The organism is Trichocoleus sp. FACHB-40, assembly GCF_014695915.1.
In the GTDB taxonomy this organism is placed as follows: domain Bacteria; phylum Cyanobacteriota; class Cyanobacteriia; order Cyanobacteriales; family FACHB-T130; genus Funiculus; species Funiculus sociatus.
Window position 1 is genome coordinate 25251 of sequence record NZ_JACJPF010000044.1, and the last position, 20685, is coordinate 45935.

Here is a 20685-nt window from a genome sequence, read left to right on the forward strand (position 1 = left end):
AGGTTTTGTCACTGAGTATCAGCTCAGAGGAAATGTCTATGGCTTAGTTTTCTAGGATAGACACTATAGGAAATTCAATAACTGTTATATCTTCTTCTGCTTCTGTACGTGTACTGTAAACTCGACCGTGCCAAGCCCGATGAAAGTCTGGGTAATTCATCTTTATGGCACAATACCAAATATCTTCGTAGTAATTTTTTTCTACATAATTTTCCTTTTCCATATAGTGTTTTAGAAGAGCAACTATACATAACCAAGTATCCATGTTTTTTAGATTTAGTACAATTCCTTGACTGGCTAATCTTTCCTGCTTACAGTCAAAAAATGAATAAAGGATGCTTGAGTCAAGTTGCTTCAATTTCTCCAAAGATTGCTGCCATAATTGCCGTTCTTTCTCTAGGTCTGATATTCCGTTTATTAGTTCGCAAAGAACCTTAATAGCTTGCTGTTTGTACTGCTGAGTTCTCCCTAAAGTAGAGGCGGCTTGCAAACGTTCCCAAGGCTCCTGACTAGGGTTGATAAACTTCTTGAGAACCCTAATTGCATCTGGATTTTCTGGGTCAGTTCCTAGCAAGTTACAAGCAGCTAGTAGAGGAATATTTACTATAATATCGCCCCGCTCGCTGTTTAGCATCTCAGTCAGCGTCTTGATAGCCTTCGGGTGGCGGGGAGAGATTTGTCCTAAGGTAGAGGCAGCATTAAGACGTAAACCTTGATTGCGATCGATTAAATCCGTCAAGAAGTCAATCGCCTCCGGGCTACCGCAGTCAAGTTCTCCTAAGAAATTAGCAGCTTCTAGACAAACCCAGTCAGGTAAGTCGGTATTCCATAACTGCTGCTTTAGAAAGTTAACAGCTTCTCGTTTATCTGGGTTAATTTTTCCTAAAAAAAATGCTGCTTCTAGTGGGAGTTCTTTATCGTCGATGTTAGTATTCATCAACTTAGTCAGGGCAGCAATAACTTTTGAGTTACCAGTGCCGATTTGCATTAAGCTGTTAAAGACTTTCCAACGAGCATCATCATCCAAAAAATCGCTGTCTAGCGCCTTAATCAAAACATTGATAACTCTTGTACGATCGGTTTCTAGTAAAGTCGCCCAAATTGCTGGATTAACAACCCTATCAACTCCTGTAGGCGAGTCGTGTTCTGTGGCATACTCGACAAGCCTTGCCACAATCCAATCAGCACCGATACAGTCTCTAAATTCTGCAATGCCAGCAGCGGCTAGAAAAAGCGCTAGATACCAGTAGAAGTCCCAGCACCCATCCTCAAACTCAATCAATGCCCGGATAAAATCCTCCTTTTGCTGCTTTGGTACTTCTTCCTCTGGTCGCCCTAACCACAGCAAAATTATCTCTTTCCACTGTGGCTCAAAAATACGGTAAGAGTTTCGTGCTGGTTTGGGGTTGTTATTGTCGTGTTCGCGGGGTAAAAAATAATCCCAATCATCAATCACACAAGCTGCAAAATATTCCTGAAACGTGGGATGGAAGAAGGCATATACTTTTTCATCGGTTTCTGCATCCTTGTAGACAAAATTCAGCCAATGCAACTTTTCAGTTGCTAACTTAAACAAGTCTTCCCCCATGACATCGAGCGCAAAACTCTCTCGTATTCCAAACCGGGATTTTTCTTTATCAATTGCTTTCCGTGCCAGCAGCCCCAGCGCTGTGTTTAACTCCTTACGCTTTATCGCATTTGTGGAAAATTGTTCTTGTTTCCAATCATAGAAAGCTCGCGTAAATTGCTCGTAAAGCGCGGCTTTAGTTTCTGGTAAATCGCCTTGGCGGAAATACCAGCTTTGACACAGCAACGACAGCCGCAGGGGGTTTTTGACTAAATCTCGGATACGCTGATGTCTGTCTTCATCTAGCTTTTCCCGTAACGGTTCCCCTAGTTCTGGTTTGTCAGTTTGGGAGAACCACTCACAGATAAACTGTCTCACTTGATCTGGTTTATTGCTTTCCCCATAGCTAAAGTCCAAGGTGCGATAAGTATCAAAACCCGGTAAAGCATTAACACTTGCATCCCAGACATTTTGCCGACAAGTCACCACAGTTCGCGCATCAGCAACCCAGCCTGTAAGGTGTTCTTCTCTAATTTTGCGTAAAGCTTCGACGGGTGAGGATGCTGGCATTTCGTCCACTCCATCCAACAGCAGCAACACTTGACCGCTTTTGAACAGATTTTCTAGTTCTTTCTGCTGTTCTGTGACATCTGAAGTTTTAAGCGCGTCTTTTAGCCACTTCTGACGCAGGTATTCTTCTAAACTTTTATCTCTCAAACTACCCAGAGAAACCCAAATTGGGAAACCTGGTGTTTTTGGAGAGAATGCGATCGCTTCTAGCAGAGTAGTTTTCCCGGCTCCCGGTTCGCCAATGATGGCGATGCGTCTCCCTTGGCTCTTTTTGCTTTGTCCCTGCGTAATAACTTGCTCTAGAAACTCGTGATGCTCATAAGTTTGGGTGATTTCTTCCTCATGTAGCTGGAAAAAACCCGATCCTTGCTCTGGTGAAACAGAGAAATCGTCGCTACGTCTGGGTTGGTGTTTGCGCTCGACTAATCCCAGCTCTACATAAAATGCTTTAGAAACTACCTCGGTAGCTTGTCGTCTGATGTTTAGTTTCTGAGACTCCAGCATATCGCGGCAAATTTGTGTCCAGTCATGAGACGCGATCGCGCTACCAGTCTCAGAATCTTTGTGTTGCTGTTGTTCTAAATACACTTTTTCCAGGCAAGCTTGCACTCTCTTAACCTTGCCTTTGTACTCGGAGTTTATTTCAGGAAAACTCTGTGAAAGCTTATCGAATATCTCCTTCATGCGCTTGTTATAGGTCTGAAGAGCTTTCTCAGGTTCACCTCCTATAACTTCATCTGCAATATCCTGATTTTTCTTATCGATGTTCTGCCGAGCAAATCTGACCAGTAAAACTGCTTCCTGCGGCACAGTCAGCTCATGGTCAGAGGCTATCACTTTTAGAAAATTATCCCAGCCATCCCATAATTTCATAACGCGATCGCAGTCTCGACAGGTTCTCAGCTTCTTGATTACGAACTTAACCTATTACTCAGCCAATCTCAACTAGAAGAATTCTTCTACTTTACTAGAAGTTATTAGGGACTAGGAATTAGCAAAAGTTCCTCTTAGCATGAATTTAATGCTAAATCCAGCACTCCAAACTAAGTTAAAGAGGCAAATTTATGGACTGCTTTCAGTATGTAATCCCTGGCTTAGAGCAATTCTTCCCAACGGAAATAGAACGGAATAACTCAAATTCAACTGACGAAAAACTAGAAAGTCAGACTGACATCAAGAACCATTCGGAGTTTCAAAATCTAGAGCCTGAGCCTGAATCTTTTTCCTAATCTGCGTCTAATATACCCTGTGAATAGAATTCACGATTGTAAAAACGTAGGGACGGGTTTGAAACCATCGGTGTCAATTTAAGCCCCGGCGAATGAATTCGCGGCTACAAAAACCAAGTCCGCCTGCCTTGGCTAACGGATCGAGATTCTTATAACCCGCGCAGGCGGGTTTTGTTTGTATAGCTGCGGTTTCAACCGCCAAGCTAACGTTAAGTTGACACCAATGGTTTGAAACCCGCCCCTACCATGCTAAGAGTAATCAACAATTCTAAAACCTGCGTAGGCAGGTTTTGTCTGTGTAGCCGCGACTTTAGTCGCCAGGGCTTCTTTTTTAACTCTTATCCCGGCTTTACCACTAGCACAGAACATGGAGCATCTGTAACAACTTGGCTACTAACAGAACCTTCTAAAATTCGCTTTAACCCAGTTAAACCACGACTGCCAATCACAATCAAATCAACCTGATAGATATTAGCAAGGCGAATAATTTCTTCAGCGGGATCGCCAGTGACAATTTCTAGCTCGCTGTCGCAATTTAGGTCAACCTGATAAGATTGCAGCTGCTTTTCAATCTGCCGATAGGGTAAATCCTCAGAACACGTCTGCGGACGGTCAACGGCAATTTCCACCTCAGACTCAGACGAAGGAATGACATGAGAGAGGATGATTTTGGTCGCTGGCTGTATTTGCAGTTCTTTCAAAGACTCAATCACTCGCTCCGAAAGTTCTGAACCATCCAAAGCCACCAGAATAGTTTTTAGCACCCAAAAATCTCCTTACTCATCAGTCGGCTTCTCTGTTCGCAGTCGCACCGAGTCAGCGTGGGAAGGCAGACCCTCAGCTTGAGCGAGAATCTGAATAGCGTTGCTAACCTTCTGGAGCGCTGTAGGAGAGTATTGTATCAGGCTGGAGTGTTTCATAAAGGTTTCTACTCCCAGCGCTGAGGCGTATCGGGCGGCGCCAGAGGTGGGCAAGGTGTGATTAGGCCCTGCCAAATAATCTCCCACGGCTTCCGGCGTTGAGTTACCCAGGAATATAGCACCAGCGTGGCGAATTTTTTCGAGTATTTCCCAAGGTTCTTGCACCTCAAGCTCTAGGTGTTCCGGGGCGAACTCATTGGAAAGTTCTGCGGCAACATTCAAAGAGTCAACTACAACAATTAAGCCGTAGTGCGCGATCGCTTTCTCTGTCAGTAGCCGTCGCGGATGATTCTCCAGCTGTCGCTCTACCTCTAACTGTACTTTCTTCGCCAACCCTGCATCCGTTGTCACCAGAATTGCCGCTGCCATCGGGTCGTGTTCTGCCTGTGCCAACATATCAGCCGCTACGTATACCGGGTTGGCAGCACCATCGGCAATCACCAGCACCTCCGAAGGGCCAGCCAGGGAGTCAATCCCCACTGTGCCATACACGAGTTTTTTCGCCAAGGTGACATATATATTACCGGGGCCTGTAATGACATCTACCTTTGGGATAGTTTCAGTCCCATAGGCCAAAGCCGCGATCGCTTGTGCGCCCCCTACCCGATAAATTTCCTGTACTCCTGCTTCCTGAGCAGCCACCAGCACCGCCGCGTTAATGGTTTTCCCTTGCCCTGGTGGTGTCACCATCACAATTCGAGGGACACCAGCCACCTTGGCTGGAATGGCGTTCATCAACACCGTACTGGGATAGCTTGCCCTACCGCCAGGAACGTAAAGTCCGGCTTTGTCTACAGGCGTGTAGCGCTTCCCTAGGACTATTTCATCCTCCCCGAATTGCACCCAAGATTTCGGGATGCGCTGTCGGTGGAACGCTTCTATCTGTTGACGTGCCAGCCCAATCGCGTCTAGTAACTCCTTGGACACCTGCTGATAGGCAGCATCCAGTTCTGAGCCACTGACTCGCAATTGTTCAGCCGTAAAACTTTGCCCGTCAAATTCAGCCGTGTAGTGCAGCAGGGCTTTGTCGCCTTGCCGTTTCACAGCCTGTAAGACTTCCCGAACAGTTGCCTCTTTGTGGACAATCTGATCGTCGTGTGTGCGATCGCAAATACGCCGCAGTTCAGTTTTTGCCTCAGCTACCTGAGTAATGATTCGCAGCATGGAGTCGGAATCACCATCTAGGAATTACCCGCACGAGTTCAGGTCAAACATCATTCTCATCAGTTCAGACGATCCAGCGATTCGCCTTTACTCGTTTCTATAGCTTAACTGGATTTTTCCAGGGATCGCTATACTATTTAGAGAGATGCTATATTAATCTATCTAGTTATCTTTCTTACCTGTACTAAAATTTCCCTCAAGACTGTGGCCAATACTAAGTCAGCTCTCAAGCGAGTCCAAATAGCCGAACGCAACCGTGTGCGTAATAAGACCTACAAATCAGCTGTGAAGACGCTGATGAAGAATTACATGAGTGCCGTTCAAACCTACGCAGCCAATCCGTCTCCGGAATTACTGCAAGAGGTTGAGAGTCGGATGTCAGCGGCTTACAGCAAAATTGACAAAGCGGTAAAGCGGGGAGTGTTGCATACCAACAATGGCTCTCGGAAAAAATCCCGTCTTGCCAAAGCTCTCAAACGGACACTTCCCCAAACCGCAACGGGAACAACATCAGATTCAGCGACGACTGAGGATACGGCTGATTCTTAGCTCTCAAGAGCTTGTTGTCAGTTGTCATTAGTCCTTAGTTCATAACACAGGCATCCCGCTTGTGTCCTTAGCCTTAACCAATGGCTAACGACTAACGATCAATAACTAATGACTCAACGTATGCAGTTGATCGACAGCCACGTTCATATAAACTTTGATGTTTTCCAGTCGGATCTGGAGGCATTACAAGAGCGCTGGCGGGAAGCGGGGGTGGTTCGGCTGGTGCATTCGTGCGTCGAGCCTGCTGAGTTTGCTAGTATTCAAATGCTAGCGAACCGCTTTCCCGAACTACACTTCGCTGTGGGGTTACATCCCCTAGATGCCGAAAAGTGGACATCAGAGACTGCCGAAGGAATTCGGTCGCTGGCGATTTCTGACAGCAGAGTTGTAGCCATTGGCGAAACTGGGCTAGATTTTTACAAAGCCCAAGATTGGGCGCAGCAAAAAATGGTATTTGAGGCGCAGCTATTGTTGGCCCATCAACTAGATTTGCCTGTAATTATCCACTGCCGCGATGCCGCCGTCGCGATGCGAGAACTATTGCAAGATTTCTGGAAAGACATTGCTCCGGTGCGGGGTGTTATGCACTGCTGGGGAGGCACACCAGAAGAATCGCAATGGTTTTTGGATCTGGGCTTTTATATAAGCCTCAGCGGAATCGTGACATTTAAAAATGCCACACAGATTCAGGAATCGGCGAAAATTATCCCAAGCGATCGCCTCCTGATTGAAACCGACTGCCCCTTCCTCGCACCAGTTCCCAAGCGTGGCAAGCGCAACGAGCCTGCCTATGTTCGCTATGTGGCAGAATGTCTAGCCTCGCTTCGGGGTGTCTCTCTAGAGACTATAGCAGCGCAAACCACCGAAAATGCTTGTAAATTGTTTCGCCTTCCTGATGAGTCAGGACTCACGTAAAGGACACACATCACAGGAAAATTGAGAATTTCCGGTTGCCTGTTCCTGTTAACTTAGAATTATTAACCTAGTTAGCAGTAAAATGTCAACCAAAAAACTAAATCTGCGTCATAATATTTAATAGACCGGCTATGACCAAAATTCTTTCAGTAAAAGTGCGATCGCATCCTCAGCGTAATGAAGACACTTCAACCGCAAGCCCTACACCGTCCTTATATCAGGTAAATAAGCACTAAATATTTTCTTTGAGCTTTCCTTTAAGACATTCCTGAGACGTTGCGGTACTGCCAACAGCGGTAGTTAACGTCTCAGGATATTATTGCGAATCGCTCGTCCTTGTGTTAGAGAGAGATTCCATACCCCGTCATATTTGGCAGGATGCAGCATGAAGCCAGAAAAAAGAAGGCTCCCGCCAAAAACAAGAAGTTCCTGTATGGAAGCTTTTCTCATCCGCCCATACAACCTACGCTCTGTATGGGCAAAAAGCCATAGCCCTGTTCTCCAAGATTGCTGAGGCCCGAATTGTTAGAGAGAGGAAACGCATGAATAGTCAGACCGAAACCACCGCCGCTTATATGTTGCCAGACCTGGTTGAAATCCAAAGAGCCAGCTTCCGCTGGTTTTTGGAAGAAGGTCTGATTGAAGAACTCGACTCCTTTAGTCCTATCACCGACTATACAGGCAAACTAGAGCTGCATTTCTTGGGCAAAAACTACAAACTCAAGCGGCCCAAGTACGATGTGGACGAGGCGAAGCGGCGGGATGCCAGCTACGCAGTGCAGATGTACGTCCCCACCAGGCTGATTAATAAAGAAGATGGAACCATCAAGGAACAAGATGTTTTCATCGGCGATTTGCCTTTGATGACAGACCGAGGCACCTTTATTATCAACGGTGCTGAGCGAGTTATTGTTAACCAGATTGTCCGCTCTCCCGGAGTTTATTACAAATCCGAGACAGACAAAAACGGTCGCCGCACCTACTCAGCTTCCTTGATTCCCAACCGGGGGGCGTGGCTGAAATTTGAGACAGATAAAAATGACCTGGTGTGGGTGCGAATTGACAAAACCCGCAAACTCTCAGCGCAGGTATTGCTGAAGTCGCTGGGACTTTCTGACTCGGAAATTTTCGATGCCTTGCGCCACCCGGAATATTTCCAGAAAACGATTGAGAAAGAAGGGCAATTCTCCGAAGAAGAAGCTCTAATGGAACTTTATCGCAAGCTGCGTCCGGGGGAACCACCCACCGTGTCCGGGGGACAGCAGTTATTGGAGTCGCGCTTTTTTGACCCGAAGCGGTATGACTTGGGTCGAGTGGGACGCTATAAGCTGAATAAGAAGTTGCGCCTGTCTGTCCCAGATACGATGCGGGTGCTTACTGCCACGGATATTTTGGCAGCAGTAGACTATTTGATAAATCTGGAATTTGACATCGGTCAGACGGATGATATTGACCACTTGGGAAATCGGCGGGTGCGCTCGGTGGGCGAACTGTTGCAGAACCAGGTACGGGTGGGCTTAAACCGTTTAGAGCGGATTATCCGGGAGCGGATGACGGTAAGCGATGCGGCTACCTTGACTCCGGCATCTTTGGTGAACCCGAAGCCTTTAGTGGCGGCTATTAAGGAATTTTTTGGGTCGTCGCAGTTGTCGCAGTTTATGGATCAGACGAATCCATTGGCGGAGCTGACCCACAAGCGGAGACTGTCGGCGCTAGGCCCTGGGGGACTGACGCGGGAACGGGCTGGTTTTGCGGTGCGAGATATTCACCCCAGTCACTACGGACGGATTTGCCCGATTGAAACACCAGAAGGCCCGAATGCCGGACTGATTGGTTCTTTGGCGACTCATGCGCGGGTGAATGCCTATGGGTTTATTGAGACACCCTTCTGGAAGTGTGATAAGGGGCGGGTGATGAAGGAAATTGCCCCCCAGTACATGACGGCGGATGAGGAGGATGATTTGCGAGTGGCACCGGGGGATATTCCGGTGAACGAGCAGGAGATGATTCAGGGCGAATTGGTGCCAGTGCGCTATCGTCAGGAATTCACCACCACAACGCCGGATCAGGTGGACTATGTGGCAGTGTCTCCGGTGCAGATTATTTCTGTAGCGACTTCGTTGATTCCGTTTTTGGAACACGATGATGCGAACCGGGCTTTGATGGGCTCGAACATGCAGCGGCAGGCGGTGCCATTGTTGCAACCAGAGCGTCCTTTAGTGGGGACTGGTTTGGAGGCGCAGGCGGCTCGGGACTCTGGGATGGTGATCGTGTGTCGCGATGAGGGGGAAGTTACTTATGTGGATGCGACGAAGATCAAGGTAAGGGCGCTGGATGGAAACTCCGAACCGACTGGGCCGGAGACTCTGTATGAGTTACAGAAGTATCAGCGTTCTAACCAGGATACGTGTCTGAATCAGCGACCCCTGGTGTATGAAGGCGATCACGTAGTTGCCGGACAGGTGATGGCAGACGGAAGCGCTACTGAGGGCGGAGAACTCGCTCTGGGGCAGAACATCTTGGTGGCTTATATGCCTTGGGAAGGGTATAACTACGAAGATGCTATCTTGATTAGCGAACGTCTAGTTTATGACGATGTGTATACTTCTATACACATTGAGAAGTACGAGATAGAAGCGCGGCAAACCAAGCTGGGACCGGAGGAGATTACGCGGGAGATTCCCAACGTCGGCGAAGATTCGCTGCGGCAACTTGACGAAACGGGGATTATCCGGATTGGTGCCTGGGTGGAAGCAGGGGATATTCTGGTAGGGAAAGTGACACCCAAGGGGGAATCTGACCAGCCGCCGGAAGAGAAGCTGCTGCGGGCAATCTTCGGAGAAAAGGCGCGGGACGTGCGGGACAATTCGCTGCGGGTGCCGAACGGAGAGAAAGGCCGCGTGGTGGACGTGCGAGTTTTCACCAGAGAGCAAGGTGACGAACTGCCGCCTGGGGCGAACATGGTGGTGCGTGTCTATGTGGCGCAGAAGCGGAAGATTCAGGTAGGCGACAAGATGGCGGGACGGCACGGGAATAAAGGAATTATTTCCCGCATCCTACCAGGGGAAGATATGCCTTACCTGCCGGATGGAACGCCTGTGGACATCGTGCTGAACCCCTTGGGAGTACCGAGCCGGATGAACGTGGGGCAGGTGTTTGAGTGCTTGCTGGGATGGGCTGGCGAGAACCTGGGAGTGCGCTTCAAGGTGACGCCCTTTGACGAGATGCACGGAGCAGAGAAGAGCCGGGAGTCGGTACACGGGAAGCTGGAGGAAGGGAAGAAGAAGACGGGGAAAGATTGGCTGTTTACTAACGACTTAAATGCCGGGAAGATTCAGGTATTTGATGGGCGGACTGGAGAGCCATTCGACCGTCCGATAACGGTGGGCAAAGCTTATATGTTGAAGCTAGTTCACTTGGTGGACGACAAGATCCACGCTCGTTCCACAGGGCCGTACTCGTTGGTGACGCAGCAACCCTTGGGAGGGAAGGCGCAACAAGGAGGACAGCGATTTGGTGAGATGGAAGTATGGGCGCTGGAGGCATTTGGCGCAGCTTACATCTTGCAGGAGTTGCTGACGGTGAAATCTGACGATATGCAGGGGCGGAATGAGGCGCTGAATGCGATCGTTAAGGGTAAGGCAATACCGCGACCAGGAACGCCCGAATCTTTCAAAGTGCTGATGCGAGAGCTGCAATCTCTGTGTTTAGATATCGCCGTCCACAAAGTAGAGACCACGGAAGACGGAACCACGGGCCACGTTGAGGTGGACTTGATGGCGGATGTGTCGAATCGGCGGACACCAACGCGACCGACTTATGAATCTCTGACCCGCGAAGAGCTAGAAGAAGACGAAGTGTAAAGAAGGTAAAAGGTAAAAGGTAAAAAAAGAAAAAATATTTCCTTTTTCTTGATTTTTTGCCTTTTGCCTTTTAACTTTTACCTTTTCTTTTTTGCCTTTTAACTTTTTACTTTTGACTTCTTTAGTATGAGAAATCAGCTAGAACAGCGGTTTGATTACGTAAAAATTGCTCTGGCATCGCCAAAGCGAATTCAGGAATGGGGACAAAGAACTCTACCTAATGGTCAAGCCGTAGGTGAAGTTACGAAACCCGAAACAATAAATTACCGGACGCTCAAACCAGAGATGGATGGTCTCTTCTGCGAGCGCATCTTTGGCCCAGCAAAAGATTGGGAGTGTCACTGCGGCAAATACAAGCGGGTGCGTCACAGAGGGATTGTCTGCGAACGCTGCGGTGTGGAAGTCACGGAATCGCGAGTGCGCCGTCATCGCATGGGCTATATAAAACTAGCCGCTCCCGTGGCACACGTCTGGTATCTCAAAGGTATTCCCAGCTATATGTCAATTCTGCTGGATATGCCTCTGCGGGATGTGGAGCAGATTGTCTATTTCAATGCCTATGTGGTGCTTAGCCCCGGCAATGCGGATAATCTGACTTACAAGCAGTTGCTCACAGAAGACCAATGGCTGGAAATTGAGGAGCAGCTGTATAGCGAAGATTCTACCTTGCAAGGTGTGGAGGTGGGAATCGGAGCAGAAGCGCTGCAACGTCTCTTGCAGGACATTAACTTAGAAGCAGAGGCGGAGTCCCAAAGAAAGGAAATTGAGCAAGCCAAAGGTCAAAAGCGGGCAAAGCTGATTAAGCGCCTGCGGGTGATTGACAACTTCATCGCTACGGGATCAAAACCAGAGTGGATGGTGTTGACAATGATTCCGGTGATTCCGCCAGATTTGCGCCCAATGGTGCAGCTGGATGGAGGCAGGTTTGCTACTTCTGACTTGAATGACCTGTATCGGCGGGTGATTAACCGCAACAATCGTCTAGCCCGATTGCAGGAAATTTTGGCACCAGAAATTATTGTCCGCAACGAAAAGCGGATGTTGCAAGAAGCGGTAGATGCTCTGATTGACAATGGTCGTCGGGGACGCACGGTGGTAGGAGCGAATAACCGACCCCTGAAGTCTCTATCGGACATTATTGAGGGTAAGCAAGGACGCTTCCGCCAAAACTTGTTGGGTAAGCGGGTAGATTACTCCGGACGTTCCGTGATTGTGGTGGGGCCAAAGCTGAAAATTCACCAGTGCGGTTTGCCACGAGAAATGGCGATTGAGCTGTTCCAACCGTTTGTGATTCATCGACTGATTCGCGGCGGCTTGGTGAATAATATCAAGGCAGCTAAAAAGCTGATTCAGCGATCCGACGCTGCTATATGGGATGTGCTGGAAGACGTGATTGCGGGACACCCGGTGTTACTGAACCGCGCACCAACGCTTCACCGTCTGGGAATTCAAGCTTTTGAGCCGATTCTAGTAGAGGGTCGAGCTATTCAACTGCACCCGTTAGTATGTCCGGCGTTTAATGCGGACTTTGACGGCGACCAAATGGCGGTTCACGTGCCGCTTTCTCTGGAAGCTCAGGCAGAGGCGCGGTTACTGATGCTGGCATCTAATAACATTCTCTCACCAGCGACTGGACGACCGATTGTTACGCCGAGTCAGGACATGGTGTTGGGCTGCTATTACCTGACGGCGGAAAACCCGGCAGCAACCAAGGGGGCGGGATGTTACTTTGCCAGCTTGAATGATGCCCTCTTAGCCTATGAGCAGTCGGCGGTGGATTTACACGCCTACATCTGGGTACGCTTTGACGGTGTGGTAGAAAATGATAAACCGGATTTGGAGCCGGAAAAGGTGGAAACCTTGGCTGATGGCACGGTGTGGAAAACCTACAAGTTCCGCCGCCTTCGTGAAGATAAGCAAGGGAATGTTTTGACTCAATACATTCGGACTACGCCTGGGCGAATTATCTACAACAAGACGGTTCAAGAAGCCTTAGCAGGCTAAGTAGATTTTGGATTTTGGATTGGGGTTGCTCACCAGGAAGTAAGAAATTGTAAGGGAAACTGAGTAACTTTTTAATCCAAAATCCGAAGTCTTTGCACTGGCTTAATCATCAGAGGCGGAGAAACTCCAACCTCTGCAAAATCCATAAACTAAAATCCAAAAATGGCAGAGCAACCTGAAATCAAAAATATTTTTCACAACCGAATGGTTGATAAAGGGCAGCTGAAGAAGCTGGTTGCCTGGGCCTTTACCCACTATGGGTCAGCCCGGACATCACAAATGGCCGATAGGCTGAAAGATTTAGGCTTCCATTACGCGACCAAAGCGGGTGTTTCTATCAGCGTGGATGACTTGCAGGTGCCGGATTCCAAGCGGGATCTGCTGGAAGCGGCTGAGACGGAAATTCGCGCTACAGAGGCCCGCTATGCGCGAGGAGAAATTACGGAAGTAGAGCGTTTCCAAAAGGTAATTGATACCTGGAACAGCACCTCTGAGTCACTAAAAGATGAGGTGGTTCGCAACTTCCGGAAGAAAGACCCTTTGAACTCCGTGTATATGATGGCGTTTTCTGGGGCGCGGGGAAATATTTCCCAGGTGCGCCAGTTGGTGGGGATGCGTGGTTTGATGGCAGACCCCCAAGGGGAAATTATTGACTTGCCGATTAAGACCAATTTCCGGGAAGGTCTGACGGTGACGGAATACATCATCTCTTCTTATGGAGCGCGGAAGGGATTGGTGGATACTGCTTTGCGGACGGCGGATTCGGGATATCTGACCCGACGCTTGGTGGATGTGTCCCAGGATGTGATTGTGCGGGAAGTGGACTGCGGCACCCCAAGAGGGGTGAAGGTTACGGCAATGACTTCTGGCGATCGCGTCTTGATTCCACTGGGCGACCGTCTTTTGGGCCGAGTTTTGGCAGAGGATGTGATTCACCCCACCACTGGAGAAGTGGTGATGACTAGAAATCAGCCGTTGTCAGAAGAATTGGCACAAGCAGTGGCTGCATCTGGGGTAGAAGAAGTGATCGTGCGATCGCCTCTGACTTGCGAAGCTGCGAGATCCGTCTGTCAGTCTTGTTACGGATGGAGTTTGGCCCACGGACACCCGGTCGATTTGGGAGAAGCCGTCGGGATTATTGCCGCCCAGAGTATCGGGGAACCGGGAACCCAGCTGACGATGCGGACGTTCCACACCGGAGGAGTATTCACCGGAGAGGTTGCCAGACAAGTGAGAGCGCCCTTTGATGGGAAGGTGCGTTTCAGCCGGGGGATGCGGACGCGCCCCTTAAGAACTCGGCACGGGGAAGATGCTCTGTTGGTGGAATCTAACAATGGGGCATTGGTATTGGAACCTGCTTCCGGAGGGGAAGCAACGACAATTCCTCTGACTCAGGCTTCAACCCTATACTGCAATACTGGAGACACAGTAACCGAGGGAGTGCTATTGGCAGAGGTAGCAATTGTTGCCCCGACCAAGGCACACACTGAAAAAGCTGCCAAGGACGTAACAACCGACTTGGCGGGAGAAGTGAAATTTGAAGGATTGCTGCCAGAAGAGAAAACCGACCGTCAAGGGAACACCACCCGAATTGCAGCGCGGGGTGGTTTGTTGTGGATTCTCTCAGGGGAAGTTTACAACTTGCCGCCTGGGGCAGAAGCAGTAGTCCAGAATGGTACGATGGTGGATCACCAAGACGTGCTAGCAGAAACCAAATTGGTGAGTGAGCATGGAGGAGTGGTGCGCCTGAAGGCGGAGACTGGCAGTTCTAGGGGTCGAGAGATTGAAATCATCACGGCTTCTGTACTGCTAGACCAAGCGCGGGTGCGGTCAGAAACGACCGCTGGGCGAGACCACTACACGATTTACACTGGCGAGTCGCAACGCTTTCAGTTGAAGGCGGCACCAGGGACGAAGGTGCAGAATCACGCGGTGGTTGCGGAGTTGATAGACGACCGCTATCGCACCACCACCGGGGGAATTATTAAATACGCCGGGGTGGAAGTTGCCAAAAAAGCAAAAGCCAAGCTGGGGTATGAAGTCATCAAAGGCGGGACGCTGCTGTGGATACCGGAAGAGTCCCACGAGGTGAATAAGGATATTTCCTTGTTACAGGTTGAGGACGCTCAATATGTAGAAGTCGGGACTGAGGTCGTTAAAGATATCTTCTGTCAGACTTCGGGTCTGGTGGAAGTGACGCAAAAAAATGATATTCTGCGGGAGATTGTGATTAAGCCTGGGGATCTGCATCTGGTGGACGACCCAGAGGCAGTGATGGGGAAAGACGCAACTCTGTTTTATCCGGGACAGGAAATAGTTCCTGGGCTGGTGACAAACGAACTGCGGTACGTTGAATTTGTGGAGACTCCAGAGGGCCCAGCATTGTTGCTGCGTCCGGTGGTGGAGTTCCAAGTACCCGATGAACCAAGCGTACCTTCCCAAGCATCGCTTTCCAGCAAAGGACGATATACCATTGAGCTGCGCGCGGTGCAGCGGCTGCCATATAAAGATGGGGAGCGGGTGAAGTCAAAAGAAGCGCTGGAACTGTTGCGGACGCAGTTGGTGCTGGAAATTGGCGCTGGAGGCGAGCAAGATAGCTCAGCGGAAGGGGCGGGTTTGAAACCTGCGTCTATAGCGGGGCTGGAACTGCTGGCAGCGGATATTGAGTTGTTGCCAATCGACAGGACTGATGACTCCGGCGGGAGTTCTGAGCCAGAAGATTCAACTCAAAGCTTAAGCCGAGAAACTCAAAACTATTCCGAGTATCGGTTGCAACTGCTGGTGTCTGAGACGCTGGTGATCCGGCGGGATACGGTGGCAGATCCTTTGAGCGGCAGCACGCACACCCGGATTATGGTGACGGATGGGCAGCAAATAGAGCCGGGGGCGGTTGTGGCGCGAACTGAGATTCAGTGCAAAGACGCGGGAGAAGTGCGCGGGATTCGTCCTGGGGATGCTTCGATTCGTCGGGTGCTGCTGATTCGGGATAGCGATCGCGTAACGATTGAAACATCAGGAGCGAAGCCTACCGTAAAGCCGGGAACGCTATTGGTGTCGGGGACTCCGCTTGCGCCGGGACTGCCAACACCGGAATCCGGTCAAGTGCTTTCAGTAACCGAGAATTCAGTAACTTTGCGTTTGGCGCGTCCTTACCGAGTGTCTTCGGGAGCTGTGCTGCACATTGACGATGGCGATTTGGTGCAGCGGGGGGATAACCTGGTGCTGCTGGTGTTTGAACGAGCCAAGACTGGGGATATCATCCAGGGTTTGCCCAGGATTGAGGAACTGCTAGAAGCTCGGAAACCGAAGGAGGCGTGTATTTTAACACGCCGATCCGGGACGACGCAGGTGGTTTATGGCTCGCAGCAGGAAGCTGAGGAAATTAAGGTAATCGAGGCGGATGGGGTAGTAGCTGACTACCCGCTAGGCCCTGGTCAGAACGTGATTATCGGTGACGGTATGAGCGTGGAGACAGCGGAAGCGCTGACGGATGGCCCTGCGAACCCGCACGAGATTCTGGAGATTTTCTTTGACCATTATCGCGAGACGATGGGCATCTATGAAGCAGCGCTAGGGGCATTGCAGAAAGTCCAGACCTTCCTGGTGAACGAGGTGCAGTCGGTGTATCAATCGCAGGGGATTGATATTTCTGACAAGCATATTGAGGTGATAGTACGGCAGATGACCTCCAAGGTGCGGGTGGATGATGGTGGGGACACGATCATGCTGCCTGGGGAACTGGTGGAGTTGCGGCAGATAGAGCAAGTCAACGAAGCGATCGCCATCACCGGAGGAGCGCCAGCACAATACACGCCAATGTTGCTGGGGATTACCAAAGCTAGTTTGAACACAGACAGCTTTATCTCTGCGGCATCTTTCCAAGAGACGACGCGGGTGCTGACCGAGGCGGCGATCGAAGGTAAATCTGACTGGTTGCGCGGTCTCAAGGAGAACGTGATCATCGGACGACTGATTCCAGCCGGAACCGGGTTCAACGCCTTTGAGGAAGCAAACAACGAGACGGTTGACTTTACTGGGGCATTTGCAGGCGGACTCGATGTTGAGGAAGACGCACTGGATGTGGTGCTGGATGACCGCACAGCACGCGCTTACAATCCCGGAATGGGATTTGAGGAACGACCCACTTACGGAATGGGAAGCGATCGCACTTCCTTCCCCCCGGTTCTAGATGATGACGAACTCGTTGATGATGATGACGATGGCGACTTTGAGGATGACGAGGACTAAAGAAAGGGGCTAGGGACTACGGACTGGCATAAGTCTTGCCCAGTCTCCAGTACAGTACCCCGCAAAGGAAAGGGCGCACAATTAGCTTGTGCGCCCTTTCTTTTTACTTACCGAAGAGCTTGCCTTTTCTAAGATTGTTCTTGCAGTTCGCCAGTGCGGATGCCGATAGACGTAGTCTCTCTGCCGCGTTGCACTTTCATCTCTAGCATCTGACCGATGCGACTACTATCTACGATGCGCTGTAACTCGGCGGCGGTTTCCACTGCTTGTCCGTCAATCTGGACAATTACATCCCCCCGACGCATTCCAGATGCTGCTGCTGGAGTATTTGGCAGAACTCGCACCACTAAAATGCCATTGATTTCCGGCACCTCAAAGGGAGCATTTGGGTCGCTGTTATTTTCAGATGCTACTTCTGGTGTTAGGGTTGCCATCTGGATACCCAGATAGGGATGGGGAACTTTTTCCCCGCGTGCTAGTGCGCTGGAGATTACTTTAGCCTTATTGATGGGAATCGCAAAGCCAATACCCATCGCATCGGCGCGAATTGCCGTGTTGATGCCAATAACTTCGCCTTGCTGATTTAATAATGGCCCGCCGGAGTTGCCGGGATTAATCGCTGCATCAGTTTGAATGAAGTCTATCCGTTTGTCGGGAATACCGACTTGGGCGCTGGAGCGTTTGAGGGTGCTGATAATTCCCAAGGTAACGGTATTATCCAATCCTAGAGGATTGCCGACTGCGATCGCCCAGTCTCCTACTTGCACCTCGTTAGAATCTCCTAGTGGTGCCACTGGCAAATCGCTGCTGTCATTAATCTTAATTACTGCCAAATCTGTCACCGGATCTGCACCTTGTACTTTTCCTTCCAAGGTACGTCCATCCTTGAGTCTCACAGTCACCTTATCGGCTCGATTCACTACATGGGAATTTGTTAGGATAATTCCGCTCTTGTCAATAATGAAACCAGAGCCTTGACCGCGCAGACGCTCTTGCATAGGGCCTCTTGGCAATTCTTCGCCAAAAAAACGCCGGAAGAAGGGATCGTCAAATAATGGATCCGGGTTGCGGTTGACTGTACGCTCGGTATCAATCCTTACTACAGCTTTACCCACCCGATTCACCGCTGCGGTAACAAAACTGCCAGCAGCTGTTTCGGGAATTCTGGAGATAGTGCTTTGTGCCAGTAGCTCCGGGGCCTCTTGATATGATGAAAATTTCTTAGGAGCAACCCCGGCTTGAGATGGCAGGACGCGATAAACGCCAGCTGTCAGAATGGCTCCTAGAAGGATGGAAAATACATAGGTAGCGATTTGACGTGGAAATTGAGAAAATGGAAACTGCATAGCATCAATTTTTAGCTTCGTGATGGTCTAGGCGGCAACAATAAATAGCCCTACAGCTATTTTTACAGTGGAATTGGCTTTCCTCAGACGCGATCGCTGATGCGGTTTTCCCTACATCCCAAATTTCTTTAAACTACCAGAGGTACTGACCCTCAGATAGGTTAGATTATGTTATACAGATGCCTTATGGACGACTCTACATGATTGGATCGAACCCTAAACTTGACCAAAACTTTCCCATTCAGGATCATCCGCATCCGCATACTCATGAGGATCAAGAGTCGCCCCATCATCACGTTCACAGCGAAGAATCACTGCGACGAGTAATTAACCGCCTATCTCGGATTGAAGGACATATCCGGGGCATTAAGACGATGGTACAGGAAAGCCGCCCCTGTCCTGATGTCCTCGTGCAGGTTGCTGCCGTGCGGGGTGCTTTGGATCGGGTGGCGCGGATGATTTTGGATGAGCATTTAACTGAGTGTATCGGTCGTGCTGCCAAAGAAGGCAATATTGAAGTTGAAATCGAAGAGTTAAAGGCTGCTTTAGATAGATTTCTGCCTTAATTTAAGAAATCAATCTCGACTCAGGGTGATGGCTGCATTGCGTTTTTCTCTATATCTACTTGACAAAGAACCCTGTTCGCAGGGTTTTTTTGTATCAAGGATGCTATAGCGGTTCGTAGTTGAGTGGAATACAAACCTAACGATTTTACGCGGTTTCCTACAAGGGGAGAGGTCATGGGTCAAATTCAGAAGCGATCGCGCTAAAACTAAAAAAGTATCATAGCGGCAAGCAAATGACTTATGAGCATAGCTATTAAACCTAAACTGACCTTAGAAGAGTTTCTAAAACTTCCAGAAACTAAGCCTGCATCAGAATTTATCAATGAAGAAATTATTCAGAAGCCGATGCCTCAAGGTGAACACAGCCTACTTCAAGGTAAACTCTGCGAAGTAATTAATCGAGTCGCTAAAAGCCAGAAAATTGCTTATGCTTTCCCAGAATTGCGCTGCACTTTTGGCGGTGATGTAATCGTCCCTGATATTGCTGTATTTCGATGGGAAAGAATCCCCATTGAACCATCAGGGAGAATTGCTAATCACTTTGAAATTCATCCTGATTGGGTGATTGAGATTCTTTCCCCAAACCAAAGACAAACTAAAGTGTTTAGTAAGTTGTTGCATTGTTCGCAACACGGCACCGAGTTAGGTTGGTTAATAGACCCAGAAGAGGCTTCTATTATAGTAATGTTTCCCGGTCAGCGAGTGGAACTATTTACAGGTGCTAATCAGTTGCCAATTCTTACTGGAGTCGAGTTGAAACTAACACATGAACAAGTTTTTGGTTGGTTGACTTTTATTTAAGTTCAGGTGAAAGTGCGCGAAATCTCCTTCATTGCACGCTTCGCCTACTTTGCTGCCTCCGGGAGAATGCGATCGCATTCGTAAAGCCACTTGTTATATATCAAATAGGCTTTCTTAAAGTATTTATATAAAATGAATTTTGACAATTATCAATTTCATTATTCTTTCAGTGGTAGCAAAGATAAGCCACTGATTCTTTTTTTGCATGGATTTTTGGGAGATAGCAATGAATTCAATCAAGTTATATCCTTATTGTCTGACCAATTTTGTTGTCTCGCCGTTGACCTTCCAGGTCATGGAAAAACTAGAATAATCGCTGGAGATGATTGCTACAGAATGGCAAACACTGCCCACGCATTAATCAAACTACTAGATAGTTTAAACATTCAAAAATGTTTTTTAGTAGGTTATTCGATGGGTGGACGTTTAGCTTTGTATCTAGCTCTTAATTTTCCTAAATATTTTCATAAAGTAGTTTTAGAATCGGCATCTCCAGGCTTGAAGACTGAACACCAACAATGGGAAAGAAGTCAACGGGATTTTGAAATAGCCCATCAATTAGAAACAACTAATTTTACATCTTTTCTATCAAACTGGTATAATCAACCGCTTTTTGCTTCTCTTAAAAAACACCCAGAATTTGAGCGTCTCGTAGAGTATCGTTTACAAAATAATCCAATAGAGTTGGCTAAGTCATTGCGTAATTTAAGTAGTGGATGTCAGCCTTCTTTGTGGGAGAACTTAAAAGAAAATAAAACGCTTCTGCTTTTGCTGGTTGGGGAATATGATGAGAAATTTATTAATATTAATTCGGAAATGGCTAGTTTGTGTGAATCAGCGAAGTTGAACATCATTAAAACTTGTGGACATAATGTTCATTTTGAAAATCTGAATGACTTCGTTAAAAATGTTAGACTGTTTTTAAGTTAAGAATCATTGTAAT

Annotated in this window: 13 protein-coding genes; 9 read left to right on the forward strand and 4 right to left on the reverse strand. The window is 48.6% G+C overall.

Translation table 11 applies throughout. From position 1 onward, the window contains the following. Positions 1 to 43: 43 nt before the first annotated feature. The gene (locus tag H6F63_RS07925; protein ID WP_190636356.1) at positions 44 to 3010 is read right to left on the reverse strand and encodes an NACHT domain-containing protein; all 2967 of its coding nucleotides are present in this window, start codon (positions 3008 to 3010) and stop codon (positions 44 to 46) included. Between the two features lie 191 nt (positions 3011 to 3201). On the opposite strand from H6F63_RS07925, the gene H6F63_RS07930 reads away from it, so the two are divergent. Next, complete coding sequence (locus H6F63_RS07930; protein ID WP_190636358.1) at positions 3202 to 3366, forward strand: hypothetical protein; 165 nt, start codon at positions 3202 to 3204, stop codon at positions 3364 to 3366. A 338-nt stretch (positions 3367 to 3704) separates the two neighbouring features. Here the strand turns inward: H6F63_RS07930 and H6F63_RS07935 are convergent, their stop codons facing one another. Both H6F63_RS07935 and hisD read right to left on the reverse strand, forming a co-directional pair. Then, positions 3705 to 4130 carry a universal stress protein gene (locus tag H6F63_RS07935; RefSeq protein WP_190636360.1) on the reverse strand — a complete coding sequence of 142 codons (426 nt, stop codon included), beginning with the start codon at positions 4128 to 4130 and terminating at the stop codon, positions 3705 to 3707. 12 nt (positions 4131 to 4142) lie between these two features. After that, on the reverse strand, positions 4143 to 5450 hold the full coding sequence (gene hisD / locus H6F63_RS07940) for a histidinol dehydrogenase (protein WP_190636362.1): 1308 nt from the start codon (positions 5448 to 5450) through the stop codon (positions 4143 to 4145). Between the two features lie 204 nt (positions 5451 to 5654). On the opposite strand from hisD, the gene rpsT reads away from it, so the two are divergent. The 5 genes from rpsT (at position 5655) to H6F63_RS07965 (ending at position 17029) form a co-directional block, all read left to right on the forward strand. Then, positions 5655 to 5999 carry a 30S ribosomal protein S20 gene (rpsT, locus tag H6F63_RS07945; protein ID WP_190636364.1) on the forward strand — a complete coding sequence of 115 codons (345 nt, stop codon included), beginning with the start codon at positions 5655 to 5657 and terminating at the stop codon, positions 5997 to 5999. Between the two features lie 120 nt (positions 6000 to 6119). Beyond that, positions 6120 to 6914, forward strand: coding sequence for a TatD family hydrolase (locus H6F63_RS07950; RefSeq protein ID WP_190636579.1), 795 nt, complete (start codon positions 6120 to 6122; stop codon positions 6912 to 6914). Positions 6915 to 7456: 542 nt separating this feature from the next. Further along, positions 7457 to 10777, forward strand: coding sequence for a DNA-directed RNA polymerase subunit beta (gene rpoB, locus H6F63_RS07955; RefSeq protein WP_190418868.1), 3321 nt, complete (start codon positions 7457 to 7459; stop codon positions 10775 to 10777). Between the two features lie 126 nt (positions 10778 to 10903). Continuing rightward, positions 10904 to 12781 (forward strand): DNA-directed RNA polymerase subunit gamma, encoded by a 1878-nt coding sequence (locus tag H6F63_RS07960; protein WP_190418870.1) that lies wholly within the window; start codon positions 10904 to 10906, stop codon positions 12779 to 12781. Between the two features lie 162 nt (positions 12782 to 12943). Next, positions 12944 to 17029 (forward strand): DNA-directed RNA polymerase subunit beta', encoded by a 4086-nt coding sequence (locus H6F63_RS07965; protein WP_190636366.1) that lies wholly within the window; start codon positions 12944 to 12946, stop codon positions 17027 to 17029. Positions 17030 to 17157: 128 nt separating this feature from the next. Here H6F63_RS07965 and H6F63_RS07970 read toward each other — a convergent pair whose 3' ends face one another. Next, on the reverse strand, positions 17158 to 18375 hold the full coding sequence (locus H6F63_RS07970) for an HhoA/HhoB/HtrA family serine endopeptidase (protein WP_190636368.1): 1218 nt from the start codon (positions 18373 to 18375) through the stop codon (positions 17158 to 17160). Between the two features lie 200 nt (positions 18376 to 18575). Here H6F63_RS07970 and H6F63_RS07975 point away from each other — a divergent pair, with 200 nt between their 5' ends. From H6F63_RS07975 to menH, 3 genes are all read left to right on the forward strand, one after another. Then, positions 18576 to 18941 carry a metal-sensitive transcriptional regulator gene (locus tag H6F63_RS07975; protein WP_190418876.1) on the forward strand — a complete coding sequence of 122 codons (366 nt, stop codon included), beginning with the start codon at positions 18576 to 18578 and terminating at the stop codon, positions 18939 to 18941. Positions 18942 to 19181: 240 nt separating this feature from the next. Further along, positions 19182 to 19742 (forward strand): Uma2 family endonuclease, encoded by a 561-nt coding sequence (locus H6F63_RS07980; protein ID WP_190636370.1) that lies wholly within the window; start codon positions 19182 to 19184, stop codon positions 19740 to 19742. 132 nt (positions 19743 to 19874) lie between these two features. Further along, complete coding sequence (menH, locus tag H6F63_RS07985) at positions 19875 to 20672, forward strand: 2-succinyl-6-hydroxy-2,4-cyclohexadiene-1-carboxylate synthase (RefSeq protein ID WP_190636372.1); 798 nt, start codon at positions 19875 to 19877, stop codon at positions 20670 to 20672. The last annotated feature ends 13 nt before the right edge of the window (positions 20673 to 20685 follow it).